General features: G+C 73.0%; 22 protein-coding genes. 10 read left to right on the plus strand and 12 right to left on the minus strand.

Annotated features, from left to right (window positions below):
- Positions 1 to 272: 272 nt before the first annotated feature.
- From ACH4SL_RS02090 to ACH4SL_RS02100, 3 genes are all read left to right on the plus strand, one after another.
- Positions 273 to 1,148 (plus strand): helix-turn-helix domain-containing protein, encoded by an 876-nt coding sequence (locus ACH4SL_RS02090; RefSeq protein WP_398441381.1) that lies wholly within the window; start codon positions 273 to 275, stop codon positions 1,146 to 1,148.
- Positions 1,145 to 1,366, plus strand: a complete 222-nt coding sequence (locus ACH4SL_RS02095; RefSeq protein ID WP_398441382.1) for a DUF397 domain-containing protein — start codon at positions 1,145 to 1,147, stop codon at positions 1,364 to 1,366. Before ACH4SL_RS02090 ends, ACH4SL_RS02095 begins: the two co-directional genes overlap by 4 nt.
- A 152-nt stretch (positions 1,367 to 1,518) precedes the next feature.
- Positions 1,519 to 1,941: a hypothetical protein gene (locus ACH4SL_RS02100; protein WP_398441384.1), complete on the plus strand. Its 423-nt coding sequence runs from the start codon at positions 1,519 to 1,521 to the stop codon at positions 1,939 to 1,941.
- Between the two features lie 14 nt (positions 1,942 to 1,955).
- On the opposite strand, the gene ACH4SL_RS02105 is transcribed toward ACH4SL_RS02100, so the two are convergent.
- The gene (locus ACH4SL_RS02105) at positions 1,956 to 2,729 is read right to left on the minus strand and encodes a hypothetical protein (protein WP_398441386.1); all 774 of its coding nucleotides are present in this window, start codon (positions 2,727 to 2,729) and stop codon (positions 1,956 to 1,958) included.
- Between the two features lie 10 nt (positions 2,730 to 2,739).
- Complete coding sequence (gene ilvY, locus ACH4SL_RS02110; RefSeq protein WP_398441387.1) at positions 2,740 to 3,624, minus strand: HTH-type transcriptional activator IlvY; 885 nt, start codon at positions 3,622 to 3,624, stop codon at positions 2,740 to 2,742.
- 74 nt (positions 3,625 to 3,698) lie between these two features.
- Here ilvY and ACH4SL_RS02115 point away from each other — a divergent pair, with 74 nt between their 5' ends.
- Positions 3,699 to 4,415 carry a class I SAM-dependent methyltransferase gene (locus ACH4SL_RS02115; RefSeq protein ID WP_398441389.1) on the plus strand — a complete coding sequence of 239 codons (717 nt, stop codon included), beginning with the start codon at positions 3,699 to 3,701 and terminating at the stop codon, positions 4,413 to 4,415.
- A 42-nt stretch (positions 4,416 to 4,457) separates the two neighbouring features.
- Here ACH4SL_RS02115 and ACH4SL_RS02120 read toward each other — a convergent pair whose 3' ends face one another.
- The 4 genes from ACH4SL_RS02120 to ACH4SL_RS02135 form a co-directional block, all read right to left on the minus strand.
- The gene (locus ACH4SL_RS02120; RefSeq protein WP_398441391.1) at positions 4,458 to 5,840 is read right to left on the minus strand and encodes a VWA-like domain-containing protein; all 1,383 of its coding nucleotides are present in this window, start codon (positions 5,838 to 5,840) and stop codon (positions 4,458 to 4,460) included.
- Positions 5,841 to 5,869: 29 nt separating this feature from the next.
- The gene (locus ACH4SL_RS02125; protein WP_398441392.1) at positions 5,870 to 7,108 is read right to left on the minus strand and encodes an AAA family ATPase; all 1,239 of its coding nucleotides are present in this window, start codon (positions 7,106 to 7,108) and stop codon (positions 5,870 to 5,872) included.
- 203 nt (positions 7,109 to 7,311) lie between these two features.
- Positions 7,312 to 8,967, minus strand: coding sequence for a hypothetical protein (locus ACH4SL_RS02130; RefSeq protein WP_398441393.1), 1,656 nt, complete (start codon positions 8,965 to 8,967; stop codon positions 7,312 to 7,314).
- A gap of 115 nt (positions 8,968 to 9,082) precedes the next feature.
- On the minus strand, positions 9,083 to 9,502 hold the full coding sequence (locus ACH4SL_RS02135; protein WP_398441394.1) for a hypothetical protein: 420 nt from the start codon (positions 9,500 to 9,502) through the stop codon (positions 9,083 to 9,085).
- Positions 9,503 to 9,737: 235 nt separating this feature from the next.
- On the opposite strand from ACH4SL_RS02135, the gene ACH4SL_RS02140 reads away from it, so the two are divergent.
- From ACH4SL_RS02140 to ACH4SL_RS02150, 3 genes are all read left to right on the plus strand, one after another.
- Positions 9,738 to 10,559, plus strand: coding sequence for a helix-turn-helix transcriptional regulator (locus tag ACH4SL_RS02140; protein ID WP_398441879.1), 822 nt, complete (start codon positions 9,738 to 9,740; stop codon positions 10,557 to 10,559).
- Positions 10,560 to 10,633: 74 nt separating this feature from the next.
- Complete coding sequence (locus tag ACH4SL_RS02145) at positions 10,634 to 10,849, plus strand: DUF397 domain-containing protein (RefSeq protein WP_031515947.1); 216 nt, start codon at positions 10,634 to 10,636, stop codon at positions 10,847 to 10,849.
- A 69-nt stretch (positions 10,850 to 10,918) separates the two neighbouring features.
- Positions 10,919 to 11,740, plus strand: coding sequence for an SAM-dependent methyltransferase (locus ACH4SL_RS02150; protein WP_398441395.1), 822 nt, complete (start codon positions 10,919 to 10,921; stop codon positions 11,738 to 11,740).
- A 114-nt stretch (positions 11,741 to 11,854) separates the two neighbouring features.
- Here ACH4SL_RS02150 and ACH4SL_RS02155 read toward each other — a convergent pair whose 3' ends face one another.
- A complete protein-coding gene (locus ACH4SL_RS02155; RefSeq protein WP_398441396.1) occupies positions 11,855 to 12,112 on the minus strand; it encodes a hypothetical protein in 258 nt (85 codons plus the stop codon).
- Between the two features lie 65 nt (positions 12,113 to 12,177).
- Complete coding sequence (locus tag ACH4SL_RS02160) at positions 12,178 to 12,834, minus strand: TetR-like C-terminal domain-containing protein (RefSeq protein WP_398441397.1); 657 nt, start codon at positions 12,832 to 12,834, stop codon at positions 12,178 to 12,180.
- 143 nt (positions 12,835 to 12,977) lie between these two features.
- Here ACH4SL_RS02160 and ACH4SL_RS02165 point away from each other — a divergent pair, with 143 nt between their 5' ends.
- Positions 12,978 to 13,754 carry an SDR family oxidoreductase gene (locus tag ACH4SL_RS02165; RefSeq protein WP_398441399.1) on the plus strand — a complete coding sequence of 259 codons (777 nt, stop codon included), beginning with the start codon at positions 12,978 to 12,980 and terminating at the stop codon, positions 13,752 to 13,754.
- Between the two features lie 56 nt (positions 13,755 to 13,810).
- On the opposite strand, the gene ACH4SL_RS02170 is transcribed toward ACH4SL_RS02165, so the two are convergent.
- Positions 13,811 to 14,131 (minus strand): type II toxin-antitoxin system PemK/MazF family toxin, encoded by a 321-nt coding sequence (locus tag ACH4SL_RS02170; RefSeq protein ID WP_398441400.1) that lies wholly within the window; start codon positions 14,129 to 14,131, stop codon positions 13,811 to 13,813.
- Positions 14,128 to 14,343, minus strand: a complete 216-nt coding sequence (locus ACH4SL_RS02175; RefSeq protein ID WP_398441401.1) for a type II toxin-antitoxin system CcdA family antitoxin — start codon at positions 14,341 to 14,343, stop codon at positions 14,128 to 14,130. The genes ACH4SL_RS02170 and ACH4SL_RS02175 overlap by 4 nt, the downstream gene beginning before the upstream one ends.
- 164 nt (positions 14,344 to 14,507) lie before the next feature.
- Here ACH4SL_RS02175 and ACH4SL_RS02180 point away from each other — a divergent pair, with 164 nt between their 5' ends.
- Together ACH4SL_RS02180 and ACH4SL_RS02185 are read left to right on the plus strand one after the other, a co-directional pair.
- On the plus strand, positions 14,508 to 15,128 hold the full coding sequence (locus tag ACH4SL_RS02180) for an arylsulfotransferase family protein (protein WP_398441402.1): 621 nt from the start codon (positions 14,508 to 14,510) through the stop codon (positions 15,126 to 15,128).
- Positions 15,129 to 15,347: 219 nt separating this feature from the next.
- Positions 15,348 to 17,054: an FG-GAP repeat domain-containing protein gene (locus tag ACH4SL_RS02185; protein WP_398441404.1), complete on the plus strand. Its 1,707-nt coding sequence runs from the start codon at positions 15,348 to 15,350 to the stop codon at positions 17,052 to 17,054.
- Between the two features lie 62 nt (positions 17,055 to 17,116).
- Here the strand turns inward: ACH4SL_RS02185 and ACH4SL_RS02190 are convergent, their stop codons facing one another.
- Both ACH4SL_RS02190 and ACH4SL_RS02195 read right to left on the minus strand, forming a co-directional pair.
- A complete protein-coding gene (locus ACH4SL_RS02190) occupies positions 17,117 to 18,205 on the minus strand; it encodes an LLM class flavin-dependent oxidoreductase (protein WP_398441405.1) in 1,089 nt (362 codons plus the stop codon).
- 209 nt (positions 18,206 to 18,414) lie between these two features.
- Positions 18,415 to 18,480: a putative leader peptide gene (locus ACH4SL_RS02195; protein WP_324607789.1), complete on the minus strand. Its 66-nt coding sequence runs from the start codon at positions 18,478 to 18,480 to the stop codon at positions 18,415 to 18,417.
- Positions 18,481 to 18,520: the final 40 nt, after the last annotated feature.

The following is an 18,520-nucleotide window of genomic DNA, read 5'->3' on the forward strand; positions in this document are numbered from 1 at the left end:
CGTTAAGGAGAAGGTCTTGCGGTTCTGGCGCGACGTCATGCGCGGTCCTCCGCGGCTCGTTCAAAGCACACTTGCGACCCTGAGGCCAGGATAGAAAGCGTGACATCCTGTCCTGGGTTGCGAGTGTGACATCCTGCGAAGGTGGTTACAAGATTGGACCCCCTAAAGAGTGACAGGTACCCCAGGGTTGGGGTCGACCCCTGCAACCTTGGGGTGTCAAAATGCACCTACGGTCGCGCCTTGCACACCCGGGGAGGAGTGTTCAGCACCCGATGCCGAACGTGAGAGCAGTCCCAACCCTGCGCAGGCGGCGCCTGGGTAACGCACTGAAGGCGTACCGCCTGGAGGCTGGCCTGAGCGGTGAGGCCGCGGCCTCGGCGATGGGCTGGGACGACAGCAAGATCAGCCGGATCGAGAACGCGAAGGCGCGGATGCCACCAGGAGACGTCGCCACGCTCCTCAAGGTGTACGGCATCGAGGACGCCGAGGCCGTCCACGCCCTGGAGGACTTGGCGAAAGACGCTGGCAAGCAGGGGTGGTGGCAGACATACGGCGATGTGGTGACGCTGAGCTATGCGGACTACCTCACGTTGGAGTCCGATGCGGAGAGCGTGCACGTCTACACCCCGAGCCTGATCCCCGGCCTGCTCCAGACCGCTGCGTACGCTCGGGAGAGCATCGCTGCGACAGCACTCACGCGCACGACCGGGGAGGTCAACGCGCTCGCGGAGGTGCGCAAGACCCGCCAGGCGATCCTTACCTTCCGCCCGGACGCGCCGCCCCTCAAGCTGTGGGCGATCATTAACGAAGCGGCGCTCCACCAGCGCTCGGCATCTCAACCCAACCTGATGCGCGACCAGTTGCGCCACCTGCTGGAAATAACGGACCTGCCCAACGTCACGATCCAGGTGATGGACCTGCATGCGACTCCGCACCCCGGAATGCTCGGCCTCTTCGAGGTCATCCGCTTTCCCGGCCCGTGGCCGACCATCGTCCACTTGGAGAACCTGCGCGGCGGGTCCCTCGTGGAGGGCACGGACGACGTGAAGGTCTTCGAGAACGCCTTCGAGCGGGTGGTCGCCACGGCGCTCTCCGTGGACGACTCGCGGGCAAGGATCAAGAGAATCATGGAAGGAAGCGGGACGTGACTCGCAACAAGGAAGAGCTGTACGCCGTCGATCTGTCCGCCGCTGCCTGGCGGAAGTCGTCCTTCAGCAACGGGGGTGAAGGGTGCATCGAGATCACCGACCTCCCCGGTGGGGGCGTCGCGCTGCGGGACTCGAAGAATCCGGGGTTCCCCGCGCTGCGGTACACCGCTGAGGAGTGGGACGCGTTCCGGAAGGGCGTGGTCGCCGGGGAGCTGTGAGGGGGGCGGCGCGAGTGGTCCGCGGGCTCGGCGTGCGGGTGGCGGGCGGGGGGCGCATGCTGGGGGTGGTGGCGGACGTTCCGCCCGTGGGGCCGTGCGGCTGAGGGACGGCGGGTCGCGGGGTCGGGGGGTCGCGCGGAAGGGAGCAGGTCGTGGCGGCTCTGCACATGCAGCTGAAATCCTCCATGAGCCCGTCCGAGGTGATGGGGGTGCTGACCGACTTCAGCCCCGCGCGGGTCGAGGAGTGGCCGTCGATCGACGCGGATCACTTCGAGGTGCACGAGCGGGGGGACACCTGGGCCGAGGTGACCGAGGGGAACGAGAAGTCGTTCGAGCGCGCCCGCTACGAGTGGGACCCGGCGGCGAACAAGGTCACCGTCACCACGCGCGAGTCGAAGCCGTTCGGGCCGGGCGGGTGGGTCTTCCAGCTCGCGCCGGAGGACGACGGCACGCGCATCGACGTCGAACTCCAGCGGCACCCCACCACGTTCACCGCCAAGGTGCTGTCCACGATCATCCCCTTCGCCGGGCCGGTGTTCCGCAAGTCGTTCCGGGAACCCCTGAAGACCGTGTAGCCGCAATCAGTTGGTCAACCGCGTCGTCGCCACCGGCGCTGCTTCGGCTCCGGGGCGGGCGCAGCAGCCTCCGTGGTGAGGGCGCGCAGGGCGGCTCGGACGCGGTCGAAGGGCGCGATGGGGTGGTGGCCGTCGCCGGGCAGCAGCACCCCCGCACACACCAGCTTGAACGCGTCCCCGCCCTGGGGGATGCCGGTGAACACCGGTGCGCCGACGCACCCTTGAGGGGCCTTCCCGGCCCAGCGAACGTCGCCCTTCCTGTCCCGCGTGATCCCGCCGAGCGCGACGACGACTTCCCGGGCACCCGTGTCGGGATCGACGTCGTGGCCCAGCAGATACCCCGCTGCGGGCTTCGCGCCGAGGGTGGCGATGTCCTCGCTCGTCGCCGCGATGCCGTCGGTGATCTCGTCCGTCGTCCAGCGCCAGCCCTTCCGGGCGCCGTGCTCGTGCAGGCCGGCGGTGGGCATGACGGCGACGCCGAGGCCGTCCAGATGCGTCCACCTCTGCGAGAAGTCGACCATGAGCAGATTCTCCGCGCTCATCGCGGGCTCGCACAGCTCGGGCCGGAGGGTGAACGCCGCGAGCTCGATCCTCGCCGGCTCGCCGGCGGTCACCAGGTACTGCCGGACGACATCGCCTTCGTCAGAGGTCTCCACCAACTCGTTGAACCAGAACGCCGTCGCGTGCCGGTCCTCGGAGTGCGCCCGCTGGAAGGGAAGCGTGGCCCGGCCGGCATGGTCGATGACGGCGTTGACGGTCTCGTGGTGAAAATGCGGCAGGTCGGTCACGACCCGGAGCCTAGTGCTCCGGCCGTGAAGGTTCGCCGGGCCCTGCGGCAGCCCAGGCGGCGGCGACCAGGGGGCGGTGGAGGTCGGTGCGCCGGACGCAGGTGCCGATGGTGAGTTCGCCGGGGCCGGACGGGGTGGGGACGACGTGGAGCCGGTTCCGGATGCTGCCGTGCTGGAGGACGAGGTCGGGGATGATGCCGGTGCCGTAGCCGAGAGCGACCAGCGTGAGCAGGGCTTCGTGCCCGTCGGCCTCCGCGGCAATGCGAGGGGTGATGCCGAGGCGGCGGAACCACCGGTCGGCGATGTCCCGGACCAGGCCCTGCCGGGGGAGCACGAACGGCTCGTCGGGGTGCGGAGGTTGCGCGTCCGACCGTGGTGGGTCGGCTCGGACGAGGACGAGGGGGGTGCGGGCGACGGTGCGGGCGAGGAGGGTCGCCGGGACCCGGGAGGGCAGGGCGGCGACGGCGAGGTCGGCCTCGCCGTCGTCGAGGAGCGCGAGGGCGGCCGCGGCGTCACCGGTCCGCACCGAGATCTGCACCCGGGGATGGGCGTCCCGTAGCGGTGCGAGCAGGTCGGGCAGCAGACTCTGGCAGGCGGTGACCGAGGCGAACACCCGCAGTCGGCCGCTGAGTTGGTCCTGTGCGAGGTCGTTGTCGCGGTAGCGGTCCCACAGTTCCAGGGCTTCGGCCGCGTAGTGGTGGAAGCGGTGACCGTGCTCGGTCAGTGCGACGCCGTGCGGACCGCGGTCCAGCAGCCGATGCCCGGTAGAGGTCTCCAGCCGCTGCACGGTACGGGACAACGTGGCGGGGCTGACGTGGCAGTCTGCCGCGGTCCGGGTGAAGCTCAGCGTGGAGGCGAGATGGAGGAAGAGCCGGTACTGGTCGTGGTCCTGCATCTTTCACCTTCCGGAACGCCATGCTGCGGATGTTGCTGTTGCCGCCGGGTCTGCCCGGACCCTACAAACGGGTCATGGCCCGAAGCGAGAGCACCCGTCACCGACCCGCGTGGTTCTTCCGCGAGTACGAGCCTGTCGGCATCGACCTGGGCAGCGCGGCCGCGGTGGCCGTCTACGACCGCAACCAGGGCACCGACCCGGACGCCGACGACGCCCTCCTCGACCGTCTCGGCGTCGTCGCGGGCACCCGCCTGGTCGACCTGGCCTGCGGCACCGGCTCGCTCGTGGTCCAGGCCGCGGCACGCGGAGCGGAGGCCCACGGCGTCGACGTCTCGGCGGAGATGCTGGCCTTCGCCCGGGCCAGGGCGGAACAGGCCGGTGCAGGTGCGCACTGGCACCGGGCCGGATTCCTGGACTACGCCCACCAGGCAGGGCCCGCGGACGTGGTGACCACCAAGTCCGCCCTGCACCAACTGCCGGACTTCTGGAAGCAGCAGGCGCTCGTCAACGCCGCCGGCATGCTGCGGCCGGGCGGCACTTTCTACCTGTGGGACGTCGTCTTCAGCTTCCCGCCCGCGGACGCCGCAGAGCATGTGCAGCGGTGGATCGACACCGCGGGCCGGCCCGAGGGCGAGGGTTTCACCCGGGCGGACTTCGAGGCGCACGTCCGGGAGGAGTTCTCCACCTACGACTGGATCCTGGAGGGCATGCTGCACCGGGCCGGCTTCGACATCGTCTCGCGTGCGTCCCGCACGCCGACGCACGGCGAATTCCTCTGCCGCCGCCGGTGAAGGTGCGGTGGTCGGAGTCGGCGACGGTGAACTGCCGGGGCGTCAGCCGATCGTCACCACGCGCGCCCAGTCGGGTGGGGGAGTGGGGTGGTAGTCGGGGTCGTCCTCGTCGACGCGGGACGGGCGGTGGAAGAGGCCGATCACCGAGCGGCAGGGCGGGGCGTGTTCGGGCCAGGGGGTCTGGCCGTCGGTGAGGGCCACGACGACGTCGGGGGAGGGGCGGGAGCGCAGGGCCTGGCGGAAGCCCTCGCGCAGGTCCGTGCCGCCGCCGCCGATGAGCGGGATGTCGTGCGCGGCGGCGAGCGGGCGTACGGTGCCGGCCGCCGCGTCGCACGCGAGGACGCCGACGAGGTCGCGGCGGCCGCCCACCGCGGCGGAGATCGCCGCGATCTCCCGCAGGGCGGCGCCCAGTTCGGCGTCGCTCACCGACCCCGAGGTGTCCACGATCACGCACACCCGCGGTGGCGTACGGCGCAGGCTCGGCAGCACCGCGCCGGGGACGCTCGCCGACCGGCGACCCGGGCGTCCGTACGTGTAATCCCCGCCCGTACCACCGCTCGCGGCCGCGGCCCGTACCGCGGCGCCGAGCAACTGCCGCCAGGGCTGCGGGGGTTGAAAGGCCTCCTCCGCCCACCGCCGCCAGCCCTCGGGGACGTCGCCGGGGCGGCCCCTGATCCCCTCCGCGACCCGGAAGCGGACGGCGTCGCGCTCGTGCGGGCTCAACTTCCATGACCCGCCCGGCCCGAGGTCCCACGCGCGGCCGTGCCCGTCCACGCCGCTGCCGCAGTCCAGCCACTTCAGCCGCTCGGTGTGCCGGCCGAGCCGGATCTGCTCCAGGTAGGTCTCCATCAACTGGCCGTCCTGGAGCAGCAGCATGCGCGGGGTGACCGCGCCCTGCGGGACGGGCAGTCCGTCGCCGAACGCGTCGTCGTTGATCTCGCAGTCGGCGGCGATGTTGCGGCGCAGCCGCTCGGCCGGGCCGTGCGCGTCGTGCTCGCGGGCGTACTTCTCGCCGCGGCCGTGGTGGTCGCGCAGCAGGTGCGAGACCTCGTGCACCCACACCGAGGCCAGTTCCTCGACGGGTGTCGAGACGACGAAGGCGGGCGCGACGTAGCAGCGCCAGTACGGATCGACGGCCATCGTCGGGACGTAGCGGGAGGGGACGACGTGCAGCGCGAAGAGCGCGCTGGCGAGGTAGGGGCGGGCGCGGGCGGCGAGCAGGCGGGCCGCGTAGAGCTTGTCGAAGTCGAGGTCAGGCGGTGCCTCGGTGGCCGGGGCGGGGGGTGCGGGCAGCTCGGTTGCCGGGGCGGGCGGGTCGTGCGGGGCGGACGTCCCTTGCGCGTCGGACGCGAGCGGGCCGGAGGCGCCCGGGTTGAGGGCCTGGGGAGAGGGCGGAGTCGGGGGCGGGGCCGGGTGGCGCGGCATGAGGCGGGGCGTGGGTCGGGGATCCGTACTCATCGCGTCGCACCCGCCTTCGCCGCTGTACGGGTCGCGGCCTCCGTCGCGCGTCGGGAGATCGTGACGGCTCCCGTCAGGCGGTCGATCGCCGCGGGCACGTCCCAGTCCTCGCGGCGCAGTCCCGCCAGGGTCTTCGCGGGCATCACCACGAGGTCCGGGGCGCCGGTGTCCAGGGCCCTGACCAGCAGCGCCCATGCCGCGTCCCAGCGCGCCCGGGTCGGGCGGGTGTGCACCGCCGTGACCACCGCCTCCAGCGTGGCCTGCCGCAGATCGCCCCGCTCCGGCAGCTCCGCCGCGGCCGGGTCGGCGAGCAGCGTCTCGGGGTCGGGAAGCTCCATCCGGTCGATGTGGGCGAGGAGTTCGAGGCCGGGGCCGTCGCCGACCGCGCCGCGCGCCAGCAGCGCGAGCACCTCGCGGGGCGAGTCCGCGGCGGTGGCGAAGGCGACGAGCCGCAGCGTCATCTCCCAACTCCGGGGCGAGGGCCACGCGCCGCCCCGGCGCGTCTCCGACGCCGGGAGCTGGTGGACGAGTTTGGGCCGTACCCGGAGGAAGGCGCATACCGCGCGGCGGGCGAACTGCACTGCCTCCGCGAGGCGTTGCGGGTCGAGCTGGGGCAGCGTGGCGCGCGGCCACACGCCGCCGAGGCCGCGTACGACGACGTCGTGCTCGTGCGTCCACTGCAGGTGCACGAAGCGGTTCGCCAGCGGCGGGCTCAGCTCCCAGCCGTCCGCCGCGGACGAGCGCGGGTTGGCCGCCGCCACGATCCTTACGCCGGGCGGCAGTTGGAGCGCTCCGATACGGCGCTCCAGCACCAGCCGCAGCAGGGCCGCCTGCACGGCGGGCGGTGCGGTGGACAGCTCGTCCAGGAAGAGCAGGCCGTGCCCCGCGCGGACGAGCTTGACCGCCCAGTCGGGCGGGGCCATCGGCACACCCTGCACCGCGGGGTCGTCCCCGACGACGGGCAGCCCGGCGAAGTCGGACGGCTCGTGCACGCTCGCGATCACGGTCGTGAGCGGGAGGCCGAGCGCGGCGGCGAGCTGGGTGAGCGCGGCGGTCTTCCCGATGCCGGGCTCTCCCCAGAGGAGGACGGGGAGGTCGGCGGCGACGGCGAGGGTCAGGGCGGACAACTGGTCGTTGGGACGTGGCTCCGTCCCGGTCGCGCTCAGCAGCGCGATGAGCTGTTCGGCGACGCCGAGTTGGGTCCTGGCGGGGGCGGTGGGGCTCTCAACGGGCATAGGTCACCTTTGCGTTCGAGGTCGGAACGTCGGGCCTGGTCGGCCGGACGTGTTCGCGGCTGGCACCGCAGGGCATTTCCGTACGAAAGGGGCTGTTGCTGTTGTGGCCGGGCCGGCGGCCGGTGGGGGCTGGTCGCGCAGTTCCCCGCGCCCCCAAATGCACGCCCCGCGCCGCGGAAGCCCCCGCCGTCGCGGGGTGCGGGCTAGCGGGTGGCGGCTTGGCGGGCTCGGGTGTGGAAGTCGGCGCGGCGGCGCCGCTCCTCGCGGGAGAAGGGGGCGAACGTGCGGAGGCCGGGCGCGGGTCCGGGGTCGGCGAGGCCCGAGCGGAAGAGCCCGTGGTCCACCCGGCCCTGGACAGCCGCGTCGAGCGCGTCCCGCAAGCCCCCCTCGCGGAGGCGGGCGGACGGGCCGAGCAGGGCCTCGACCTCCGCGAGGGCGCCGCGGATGTCGCCGTGGACGAGGCGGGCCCGGACGTCCGGAAGGTTCTCCGGACGCTGATGCGCCTCGGCGATGGCCTGGAAGCACGGCAGCGGGGTGCCGCTCAGCTGCGTGAGCAGCTCCTCCCTGCGGACCTCCGCCGGGCCGTGGTCCAGCGCGGTGAGGACCCCGCCGACGAGGCCGATACGGTGCCGCGCCCCCCGGCACAGCACGTACCGCGGTCCCGGCGTGCCCGGCGGTGCGTCCGGCGGCCCCACCGCCCGCACCCGTCCGGGTGCGAGGGCGGCGGCGACCAGCGGGTGCAGCTCCCGCGGGGTGATCAGGCCCGCGGTGAGGAGGGCGAGGTCGGGCGGCGCCCACGTCGCGGCGTCGGGCAGCACCGGCAGCGCGCGCAGGTCGCGGTGTCCTGCGGCCGCGGCGGAGCCGAGGCAGCCCGCGCATCCGGCGGCGCAGCTTCCGTGCCCCGCGCGGGAGTTGGCGCATCGGTACGCCCCCTCCGCGTACCGTGCGACAACCCGCGGCGGACCGCCCGCGGGCGTCTCGACCTCCAGGACGACCCGCCGCCCGCGCCCGAGCCGTACGGCGACGGCCCCGCCGTGCGGCGAGCCCTCGGCGCGCAGCAGGGCGGCGGCTTCGTCGGCCCACCGCGAAACGGCCGCCCAGCCGTCCTCGCCGCTGGACCAACTCCCGTCCCGCGTCCAGGACTCCGCCCCCTCCCGGGCCCAGTACCCGGCGGGCGGGAAAGCGGCGTCCCCCGCAAAGGACCCGGCGAAGGGCCCCGCAAAGGACCCCGCGGGCGGGAAAGCGGCGGAGTACCCCTCCCGCACAACCCCCGACCGTTCGCGCAGCTCGTGCGCCCGCTCCGCGTCCCACAGGTGGCGGTGCAGGTCGAGCCGGAAGCGGCGGTCGGGTCGCGGGTGGGGGTGTGCGCGGCTGCCGCGGGACGCGGCGTCCGTACGGGTCAGGTCGCGGGTCCCGTCCCACAGTGCCAGCTGGATGCGCTGGCGTGCGGCCGCCCAGGCGGGCGGGGTGCGGGCCACGAGGTGGAGGGCTCCCCGCGGGGTGGCGTACCGCGCGAGTGCGAGGGTCACACCGGGGCGGAGCAGCCCGTCGGGGGCGATCCTCGGCATGTGCCAGCGCAGCAGCTCGGGCGCCAACCGCCGCAGGTCCAGGCGGACTTGTGCGGCGACGTCACGGCCGTGCGTACGGGCGAGGGAGCGTGGGGTGAAGTCGACGTCGAAGCCCGCGGCAGCGCAGGCCCCCGCCCAGTCGCCCGCACGGCGGCGGGCGGTGGCGGTGTCGATCAACGGGAGCGGCACGGCGTAACGCCGCACGTGCAGCCACAGGGAAAGCCGGGTCTCCGGATTCGCGGACCGAGCCGTGCCCTCGAAGGCGACGGGCTCGAAGGTCTGAGTGCCCATCAGCACTCACCTTGCGCGAATCGAGCCCCCGATCTGAAAACAGAAGGAGTAGTCATCGCGCTCACCATAAGCGACCGCGGCGCGGGATGTCACCCCCCGGCCGGACGGGCGCGGATCAGGCGGTGCGCGCGCGGATCGCCCGCCGGATGCTCCAGCTCACCCGCCCCTGGTCCAGCTCGAAGGCGAGGTCCGCGGCGCCGGTGAGGAGTAACTGCCGTTCGGTGGCCCGGTGGAAGGTGTCGATCCAGCCCCAGATGGGGTGGTCCTCGGGCGCGCTCGCGCCGTACGTGCGGGCCTGGATGCGTATCCAGGAGACCGCCCGGTCCGCGCACTCGACGGGCAGCTGCACGCGCCGGTGCTGGTGGTCCGCGCCGCTGAAGACGTGGTCGATGACGTAGGCCGGCGCCGGCATCGGATACGTGAGCATGCCGTCGTCCACCGTCAACACTCCTGTCTCGGCCAGGGCGTGGCGGCCGGCCGCGAAGCCGTCACCGTGCCCGCGGCGCCCCCGTGCGCCCGGCGTTGCGTGAGTCACATACGTCACTATCGTGCCGCGGAGCTCATCGCGCAATGCGCTTCCTGATAATTTCATCATGCGTCCGATCGACCTGGTGTTCTCATCAACTGTGTGTGACACTCAGCTTGTTGACGGACTCTCAGCAAACTCTCAGCAACCAGAGCAACCAGCCTGCGAGGCCCGGTCAGGGGGACGTGTGAGCGAGGAGCGGCCGACCGCCGCGGGCGGTCCCAGCGCCCCCACCGTGCTGCGCATGATCCTCAGCCGCCGGTTGCAGGAGCGCCGCCAGGAGGCGGGCCTGTCACTGGAGCAGGCCGCCCGGTCGCTGCGCGTCACCCCGCTGACCATCCGCCGCTTGGAGAAGGCGGAGGTCGCGCTCAAACCGCTCTACGTCGAGAAGCTGCTGCAGACGTACGGGGCCGGGCCGCGCGAGATCGACGAATTCTGCGCGCTCGCCGAGCAGGCCAACGAGCCCGGCTGGTGGTATCCGTACCGCGACGTGCTGCCCGGCTGGTTCAAGGCGTACGTGAGCCTGGAGACCGGCGCGCGGGCGCTGCGCACGTACGAGCCGCACTACGTCACCGGACTGCTCCAGACGCCCGACTACGTGCACGCGTGCCTGCGCGGCGGCTTCCCGAACGAGTCCGAGGACGCGCTCGCGCAGCGCGTCGAACTCCGGCTGCGCCGCCAGGCCTTGCTGGAGCGGGAGGACGCGCCGACGCTGTGGGTGGTCATGGAGGAGGCGGTACTGCACCGCCAGGTCGGCAGCGCCGCGATCATGCGCGCGCAGATCGAGCGGCTGCTGGAGGCGAACGAACTCCCGCACGTCAGTGTCGACATCGTGCCCTTCAGCGCGGGCGCGCACGTCGGCGCGTGCGCGCCCTTCACGTACTTCCGGTTCGCCGAGTCCGAACTCCCCGACATCGTCTACAGCGAGATCCTCTCCGCGGCCGTCTACCTCGACCAGCGCGCGGACGTTTCGGCGCATCTCGAAGCGCACAACCGGCTCTCCCTGCTGACCTCCACCCGGGAGAGCACCGCGCTGCTGAACCGCATGCGGAAGGAGTACACATGACCCCCACCGACCCCCGCGGCTCCGCTCCGGAAGCCCGCCAGGAGATCACGCACCTCGACGGGATCCGGAGCGGCATGCCCGCCCGCGAGCTGGGCGACCACGGGTGGGAGTGCCCGTGGAGCGGCCCCAACGGCGGGCAGTGCGTCGAGCTGAAGCAACTGCCGGACGGCCGGGTGGCGTTGCGGCAGTCCACCGATCCGGCGGGCCCCGCGCTCGTCTACACCCCGGACGAGATCCGCGCGTTCGTGCGCGGCGTCAAGGACGGGCTCGCCGACCACTTCGCCGCCTGACAGCGGCGCCGACCACTCCGCCGCCCGACAGCGCCCGCTGGCGCCCACCGGCAGGAAAGAAGGAGCACCATGACCACGCCCGGCGCCGAACCGGTGATCGACACCAGCCGCCCGCACTCCGCCCGCATGTACGACCACTACCTGGGCGGCAAGGACCACTTCGAGGCCGACCGGCAGGCCGCCGAGGCCATCGCCGGGGTCTTCCCCGGCATCGGCACCTGCGCCCGCGAGCTGCGCTTCTTCATGCACCGGGCGACCCGGGTGCTGGCCCGCGAGCACGGCATACGCCAGTGGCTCGACGTCGGCACGGGCATACCGACCGAGCCCAACCTGCACCAGGTCGCGCAGTCCGTCGCGCCCGAGGCCCGCGTCGTCTACGCCGACAACGACCCGCTCGTCCTCAAGTACGCCGAGCGCCTGATGCGTACGGCTCCCGGCGGCCGGACCGCGTACGTCCACGCGGATCTGCGCAGCCCCGACGAACTGCTCAAGTCCCCCGAGGTGGCGGACGTGCTGGACCTCACCCAGCCGGTGGCGCTGTCGCTCAACGCGATCCTGCACTTCGTGCCCGACGACCAGGACCCATACGGCCTCGTCTCCCGCTTCGTCGACGCGCTCCCCTCCGGCAGCGCGCTCGCGCTCAGCCACAGCACCCCGGAATTCGCCCCGGAGGCGTGGGCGCGCATCGAGGAGATCTACCTGCAGGGCGGCACCCCCGGCCAGGTCCGCACGCTGGAGGAGGGCAAGCGCTTCTTCGAGGGCCTCGACCTCATCGACCCGGGCATCGCCATGGTCCACACCTGGCGCCCCGACCCCGAGGACGAGCAGCGGGTGGCCTCCCTCACCGACGCCGATGTCTCGGCGTGGGGCGGCGTCGCCTTCAAGCCCTGAGCGTACGGGGGCTGTTGGCGCCCCCGCCGCTCAACTCATCGGCGCGGACCGGCGCGCCGCCGCTCACCTCGTACGCGCGGACCGGCGCCCCCGCCGCTCAACCTGCCTGCGCCCTCAGAGGCCCAGGTCCAGGGCGAGGCAGCTGTAGGAGATGAACGAGCCCGCCGCGTTGTACGCGTCCCGCGCCGGATCCCGCGGCGCGACCTGCTCCTCGACCATGTCCGCGAACCCGACGCGCTCGGGCAGGTGGCCGAACCGCGCCTGCCGGGCGGCCGCCGCGGCCGCGTCCCCGTCCGGGGCCTTGCGTACGACCTTCACGCTCGCCGACGTGCTTACCGAAGTGTTCACCGATGTGGTCACCGAAGTGCTCATCACGGGCCTCCGCTCAGTGGTCCTGGCTGTGCCGTAATTCACGCTCCCACCATCTGCGTCACCTGTCAAGCCGGTGACGCGGATGGTGGGGACGGCGGGGGCGGCGCCGGGTTCGCGACGCCGCCGAGCAGGTTGCGGACGAGTGTGTCCGCGAAGGCGCGGTCCAGCGGGCGGGCGGGCAGCAGCAGGCGGTGGTAGCAGGCGCCCCACAGCTGGTCGACGAGGCTCTCCAGGTCGGTGCCGGGCCGCAGTTGGCCGGCCTGCTCGGCGCTGCGCAGCCGGTCGACGGCGAGGGCGCGGCGCGGCCGGGTGTAGTGCTCGTCGAGTGCCGCGGCGAGGTCGGGGTCGGTCTGCGCGGCGCCGACGAGCTGGGCGACGACGGGGCCGCCGCCCTCGCGGGTGAGGAGGTCGACGAAGGCGTGCAGCTGTGCGGTGAGGTCCGCGGCGAGGTCACCGGTGTCGGCGAAGGCGAGGGTCTCCTCGGTCGCCGCGAAGTACGCGTCGAAGGCGAGCGCGCCGGGGGAGGGCCACCACTTGTAGAGGGTCATCTTGCTGGCGCCCGCGCGGGCGGCGACCTTCTCGAAGGTGATGTCGCGCAGCCCGCTCTCGCGCAGCATCGCGGCCGTCGCGGTGAGGACGGCGGCGCGCACCTCCGCGGCGGGCCGCCGGCCGCGGCCGGGGCGGCCCGGCCGGTCCGGGGGAGCGGGGGTGGGTGCGGGCATCTCGGCCTCCCGGCGGCTGGTCGCGAGCCGCAGTTGTGGTTGCGGTTGCGGTTGCGGTTGCTTTATATGGACGATCAGTCTACATTTTTGGATGTGGACGGACAGTCCACAAAGAGTCGCCGTGCGAGCCGGAGGAGACCGCCATGACCACCACCCCCGAGGGCAACGCCACCGGCAGCCGGGTCGCGCTCGTCACCGGCGCCTCGGGCGGCATCGGCCGGGCCGTCGCCGAGCGGCTGGCCGCGGACGGGCAGTCCGTCGTCCTGCTCTACGGCGGCGGTACGCGGCGCGCCGCCGAGGCGCTCGCCGCGGTCGAGAAGGCCGCGGCCGGTGCGGGCGGGGGCGGCAGGGCGCTCGCGCTGGCCGCGGACATCGCCGACGAGACGGAGATGGCCACCGCCTTCGACCGCGTGGAGCGGGAGCTGGGCGGGATCGACGTCGTCGTGAACACCGCGGGCGTGATGGTCCTCGCGCCCGTCGCCGAGCTGGACCTCGCGGACCTGGACCGTATGCACCGGGTCAACATCCGCGGGACCTTCGTCGTCTCGCAGCTCGCGGCGCGGAGGCTGCGGGCGGGCGGCGCGCTCGTCAACTTCTCCACGTCCGTGACGCGGCTCCAGCAGCCCGGGTACGCCGCCTACGCCGCGTCCAAGGGCGCGGTCGAGGCCATGACGCTGATCCTCGCGCGCGAACTGCGCGGCCGCGACGTCACCGTGAACACCGTCGCCCCCGGCCCCACCGCGACGCCGCTCTTCCTGGACGGCAAGCCGCAGGAGCTGGTCGACCACATCGCGGGCCTCAACCCGATGCAGCGCCTCGGCACCCCCGCCGACATCGCCGACTCCGTGTCCTTCCTCGCGGGCCCGCACGGCCGCTGGACCAACGGCCAGACCCTGTACGTCAACGGCGGCGCGGCGTAACCCGGCTCACCGGGGCGCTCACGGACGGGGCGGGTCGGTGCAAGCAGCTCGCCGACTCAGGTCAGGTCGAGAGCGACCCGCAGAGCGGATGACACGCGCTCCATGGTCCGGGCGTCGGCGGTGCCCAGGAACTCCCCGCCGGTGAGCCTCTTCTCCGACAGGGCGGTGAGGTCGACGGCGACTGCGGCGCCGCGAACCGGCTGGTCCATCGGGATCGTGACGACGGTGTCCGGTGCGCCGAGGGTTTCGTCGATCATCATGCACACGGCCGTACCGGGCAGGGCTTCCAGGGCTGCGTCCGACTCGACGATGACCACCGCCCTGCTCTTGGTGGCCAGCTGAACACGCCAGACCTGCCCGCGGGCAAGGTGCGTCACGCGACGTCCTCACCGAACAGGTCGGCAAACTCCTCCGCGTCGGCCACGCCCCGGCCCTCGCGCCAGGCACGCACGGCAGGAGCTGCGTCCCGGAGTTGCTGCGCGCGGAGGGCGTGCTCGACGTAGGCCGACAAATTGCCCTCGGAGGCGCTACGGGCGTAGGCGACGAGGTCGGCCGGGAGGCTGACGGTGGTACGCGTACGTGTGGTCATACGGGAGAGCATACTCATGTATGACGCCTGGCGGGGCCACGGCGCAGAGGCACCCCGCTCCGGTTTGGGACGGGCGCGCCTCGCCGCGCCCGCGGGCCGGACCGCCGCGGACCACAGCAAGATCGCCGAGGTCCGCGCTGGCAACGGCTACTCCGCCGACGGGCATGAATTCCTCGTACCCGTACTCGGAGAGCCGGCAGCCGCTGCCCGCCTCGCCCGACAGCCCGTGGGACTGGTTCCACATCAACGCCGTCAAGCCGGACGCGGGGGGCAACCTGCTCGTCGACTCGCGCAACACCTGGGCCGCGTACGAGATCTCCGCCCGCACGGGCCAGGTGCAGTGGCAACTGGGCGGCAAGAGCAGCGACTTCGTTCTCAAGGCCGCTCCCGGGCAGGTGCTGGACACCAAGGACGCGATCTTCGCGTGGCAGCACGACCCGGAGCCGCTGGGCGGCGGCCGCTACAGCTTCTTCGACAACGAGTCCGCGGGCATCGCCAACACCGGCACCGGCGCGGTCGAAGAACTGGCCTACAGCCGCGCGGTCACCGTCCAGCTCGACCACCGCAGGCACACCGCGACCCTCGTCGCCTCCGACGACCAGCCCTCCGCCCTCATCGCCTCCTCCCAGGGCAACGCCCAGCCCCTGCCGAACGGCGGCCGTCTCGTCGGATGGGGCTCCCAGCCCTACGTCTCGGAGTTCGGCCGCTCCGGCGACCTGCGCTTCAACGCCCAGTGGCCGAACGGCGTGATCAGCTACCGGGCGTACCGCTTCGACTGGAAGTGACCCGCGCGGCCGAGCGCCGGCGCCCGCTCCCGTTCATGTTCCCGGGGGCGGGCGTTCACCCCTTCTTCGCCGGTTTGTCAGCAAAGGGCCGAGTGTTGCGCGGATGACGTAATTGCGCCACCCAAATGACCGCTTCCGGCGGGTAGGTTGGCCCGGGCGTCGGGGGGTCCGGGCGCCTGACGCGGTGGTCGACGCCGCTCATCGTGGAGGGGGAACTCCTTGTCCAGACGCCTGCATGCCACCAGACTCGCCGCCGCCTGCGCGCTCACCGGCGCCCTGACGGCCGGGACGCTGGCTGCCGCCGGGAGCGCGAGTGCCGACCCGTACTTCATCCCGCTCGTGTCCGACGTGGCGCTGAACCCCGGGCAGGGCTGGGCCGTGAACGCCGGGGCGTACGGCACCGCGGACGGCACGGCTGTCTACGTGTTCAGCAAGTCGCCGCTGACGGACGCCACATGGGCCGACGGGGGGCTGCCCGCCGGGCTGAGCGCGTCGGTCAACGGCACCAGCTGCCAGGCGTACCCGGGTGCGGCCGGCGTGTACACGTGCCCGGTCACCGAGGCCAACATGATGGACTCGCCCACCGTTTCGGCGGCCGACGACGCCGCGAACCACACCCGCGCCTACGTCGGCGCCGGATACGCGGCCCGCGGCACCGACCTGGCCACCGCGGTCAGGGCCGCCGAGCTGGCCGGGAACACCACCGGCCCCTACGAGCAGACCGCCGGGGTGGTCTCGGTCCTGACCGAGGACCAGGTGGCCCTGAGCACCGTCCAACTCACCACGCCCGACGTGCCGTTCAACTCCTCCGTGGTGCAGACGGCGAAGGTCCACGCGGCCGATCCCGCCAAGCTGAACATCAGCTTCGGCCCCACCGAGAGCGAGCGGTGGATGGACGAGGACGAGGTGGACGTCCGGATCACCTCGGTCGACGGCGGTCCCGCGGACGCCTGCGGCCACACCATCGCCTCGGCGGCCCCCAGCGGCGGCCTGTGGTGCGACCTGCCCGCGGGCGACCACACCATCACCTACACGCTCACCACCGGCCCCACCGTCCAGGCGTGGAAGGTTGTCGCGGACGCCGTGCTCCAGGTGCTCACCTCCGGCGTCGGCAACCCCGAGACGACCGGCACCTTCTCGCTCCTCAGCCCGCACCCGGTGACCGAGCGCTACCGCGTGCTCGGCGTCGACAAGTACGGGGAGGCGTGGTCGTACGACGGCACGGGCAAGGCGGGCGCCCCGTTCGGGGAGCGCAGCTCGTACGGCGGCGGCTGGGAGGAGTACACCACCGTCACCGCGCTGTCCCCGATGACGACGCACGGCACCGGCGACGTGGTCGCGCGGGACGCGAGCGGGGTCCTCTGGTACCTCCCCGGCACCGGCAACCGCTACTCGGTGTTCTTCGAGCCGCCCCTCAAGGTCGGCTCCGGCTGGAACACCTACGACACGATCGTCGGCGCGCGCGACCTGACCGGCGACGGGGCGGCCGACCTCATCGCCCGCGACTCCACCGGGGCGCTGTGGCTGTACGCGGGCACGGGCGCGACCTCGGCCCCCTTCTTCGCGGCCCGTACGAAGATCGGCGACGGCTGGAGCGGCTACCGGACCCTCACCGCGGCCGGCGACCTCAGCGGCGACGGCAGGGCCGACCTGCTCGCGACCGACGGCTCCGGCGTGCTGTGGCTCTACAAGGGCACCGGTGTCGCGGCCGCCCCCTACGCCGCCCGCGTCAAGGTCGGCACCGGGTGGGGCAACTACGACCTGATGCGGGCCCCCGGCGACCTCACCGGCGACGGGAAGACGGACTTCGTCGCCCGCGACACGACCGGCGTGCTGTGGCTGTACGCGGGCACGGGCGACGCCGCCGCCCCCTACGCCCCGCGCACCAAGGTCGGCCCCGGCTGGACCTACGGCGTGATCTTCTAGGCGCCGCGCGCCCGACCCCGCAGGGCCCCACCGGTCGCGGTGGGGCCCTGCCGCGCGTCCCGCTACGGCAGGGCGACGGGCACGGGCTCGCGCAGGCGGGGGAGCAGGGCGTCGCCGACGCGGGCGATCTCGGAGCGGTAGGGGGTGTCGGACAGCACGAAGTGGGTGACGCCCAGGTCCGCGTACGCGCGCAGGGCCGCGGCGACCTCGTCGGCGGAGCCGACGAGCCAGGTGGTGCCCGCGCCGCCGCCGCCGAAGCGGCCCGGGGTCGTGTAGAGGCAGGTGTCCAGCACCTCGCCGCGCTCCGCGAGGTCGTGCAGCCGCTGCTGGCCCACCGCGCGGCGGCGCTGGGCGGTGAACGTCGAGTCGGCGCCCTGCTTCTCCGCCATCGCCGCGACCTTCGCCTCGGCGTCGCGCCAGGCCTCCTCGGAGGTCTCCCGTACGAGAGTGGTGATGCGCAGGCCGAACTCCAGTGGTGCGTGCGCCCGTTCGACCTCCTCGGTCAAATCCCGCAGCCGCGCGATGCGTTCGGCCACACCGTCGAGCGGCTCGCCCCAGAAGAGCTGCACGTCCGCCTCGGCGGCGGACACCCGCTCGGCCGCCGCCGAGGCCCCGCCGAAGTAGAGGCGCGGGGTGCGGCCCTGCTCGGCCCCGTACGGGCGCGGACGGACGGTGGAGCCCTCGACGCGGAAGAAGTCGCCGGTGAAGGTGACGTCCTCCTGCGTCCACAACCGCCGTACCAGCTGGAGGAATTCGCGCGTGCGGTCGTAGCGGCGCGCCTGGTCGGTCTGGCCGTCGCCGTACGCCGCCGCGTTGTCGAGACCGCTGACGATGTTGACCAGCAGCCGGCCGCCGCTGAGCCGGTCAAGCGTCGCGGCGGCGCTCGCGAAGTGCGCGGGCTGCCAGTAGCCGGGCCGGATCGCCACCAGCGGCTGGAACGTGGTGGTGCGCGCGGCGAGCGCGGTCGCGACGGTGAAGGTGTCCGGCCGCCCCCACCCCGTCCCGAGCAGCGCGCCGCCCCACCCGTGCGCCTCGGCGGCGAGCGCCAGCTCGGTGGAGAAGTCGAGCGTCCCCCACCCGGTGGTCGTGTCGTCGCCCCGGTGGCCCGGCTCGACGGTGTTGGGGATGTACCAGAGGAATTCGTGAGCCATTTCCGGGACTCCGATACGCAAAAGGGCAGCGCGCATTCGCGTACGCCGCCGGGATTCGGCTGTGCGGGAATTGCGCCCGCAGCCGGTCCGGGAGGCCTGGTGCGACGGCACGCCTTTGCCGCACCTTCGGGGAAGGCGCAGGTGGGGACCGGCGGGGCGGGGAAGAACGCGACGCGCTCAGCGCGTGGCGGAGTGCAGGGAAAGCCGCGTCAGCGCGGACACAGCGCGCTCGCCGACCGCAGAAGGTCGACGTGGCGGCGCGAGACCAGCCTCATATCCGTGGGCACACCGGAAATGTAATCGACCCGCGCGATA

It is taken from the genome of Streptomyces sp. NPDC021020 (assembly GCF_044333285.1).
Taxonomy (GTDB): Bacteria; Actinomycetota; Actinomycetes; order Streptomycetales; family Streptomycetaceae; genus Actinacidiphila.

Coding starts and splice junctions, on each gene's coding strand:
- ACH4SL_RS02090 (WP_398441381.1), top strand. CDS start 273: ATGCCGAACGTGAGAGCAGTCCCAACCCTGCGCAGGCGGCGCCTGGGT.
- ilvY (WP_398441387.1), bottom strand. CDS start 3,624: ATGCAGGACCACGACCAGTACCGGCTCTTCCTCCATCTCGCCTCCACG.
- ACH4SL_RS02115 (WP_398441389.1), top strand. CDS start 3,699: ATGGCCCGAAGCGAGAGCACCCGTCACCGACCCGCGTGGTTCTTCCGC.
- ACH4SL_RS02120 (WP_398441391.1), bottom strand. CDS start 5,840: ATGCCGCGCCACCCGGCCCCGCCCCCGACTCCGCCCTCTCCCCAGGCC.
- ACH4SL_RS02125 (WP_398441392.1), bottom strand. CDS start 7,108: ATGCCCGTTGAGAGCCCCACCGCCCCCGCCAGGACCCAACTCGGCGTC.
- ACH4SL_RS02130 (WP_398441393.1), bottom strand. CDS start 8,967: ATGGGCACTCAGACCTTCGAGCCCGTCGCCTTCGAGGGCACGGCTCGG.
- ACH4SL_RS02140 (WP_398441879.1), top strand. CDS start 9,738: ATGATCCTCAGCCGCCGGTTGCAGGAGCGCCGCCAGGAGGCGGGCCTG.
- ACH4SL_RS02145 (WP_031515947.1), top strand. CDS start 10,634: ATGCCCGCCCGCGAGCTGGGCGACCACGGGTGGGAGTGCCCGTGGAGC.
- ACH4SL_RS02150 (WP_398441395.1), top strand. CDS start 10,919: ATGACCACGCCCGGCGCCGAACCGGTGATCGACACCAGCCGCCCGCAC.
- ACH4SL_RS02155 (WP_398441396.1), bottom strand. CDS start 12,112: ATGAGCACTTCGGTGACCACATCGGTGAACACTTCGGTAAGCACGTCG.
- ACH4SL_RS02160 (WP_398441397.1), bottom strand. CDS start 12,834: ATGCCCGCACCCACCCCCGCTCCCCCGGACCGGCCGGGCCGCCCCGGC.
- ACH4SL_RS02165 (WP_398441399.1), top strand. CDS start 12,978: ATGACCACCACCCCCGAGGGCAACGCCACCGGCAGCCGGGTCGCGCTC.
- ACH4SL_RS02175 (WP_398441401.1), bottom strand. CDS start 14,343: ATGACCACACGTACGCGTACCACCGTCAGCCTCCCGGCCGACCTCGTC.
- ACH4SL_RS02180 (WP_398441402.1), top strand. CDS start 14,508: ATGAATTCCTCGTACCCGTACTCGGAGAGCCGGCAGCCGCTGCCCGCC.
- ACH4SL_RS02190 (WP_398441405.1), bottom strand. CDS start 18,205: ATGGCTCACGAATTCCTCTGGTACATCCCCAACACCGTCGAGCCGGGC.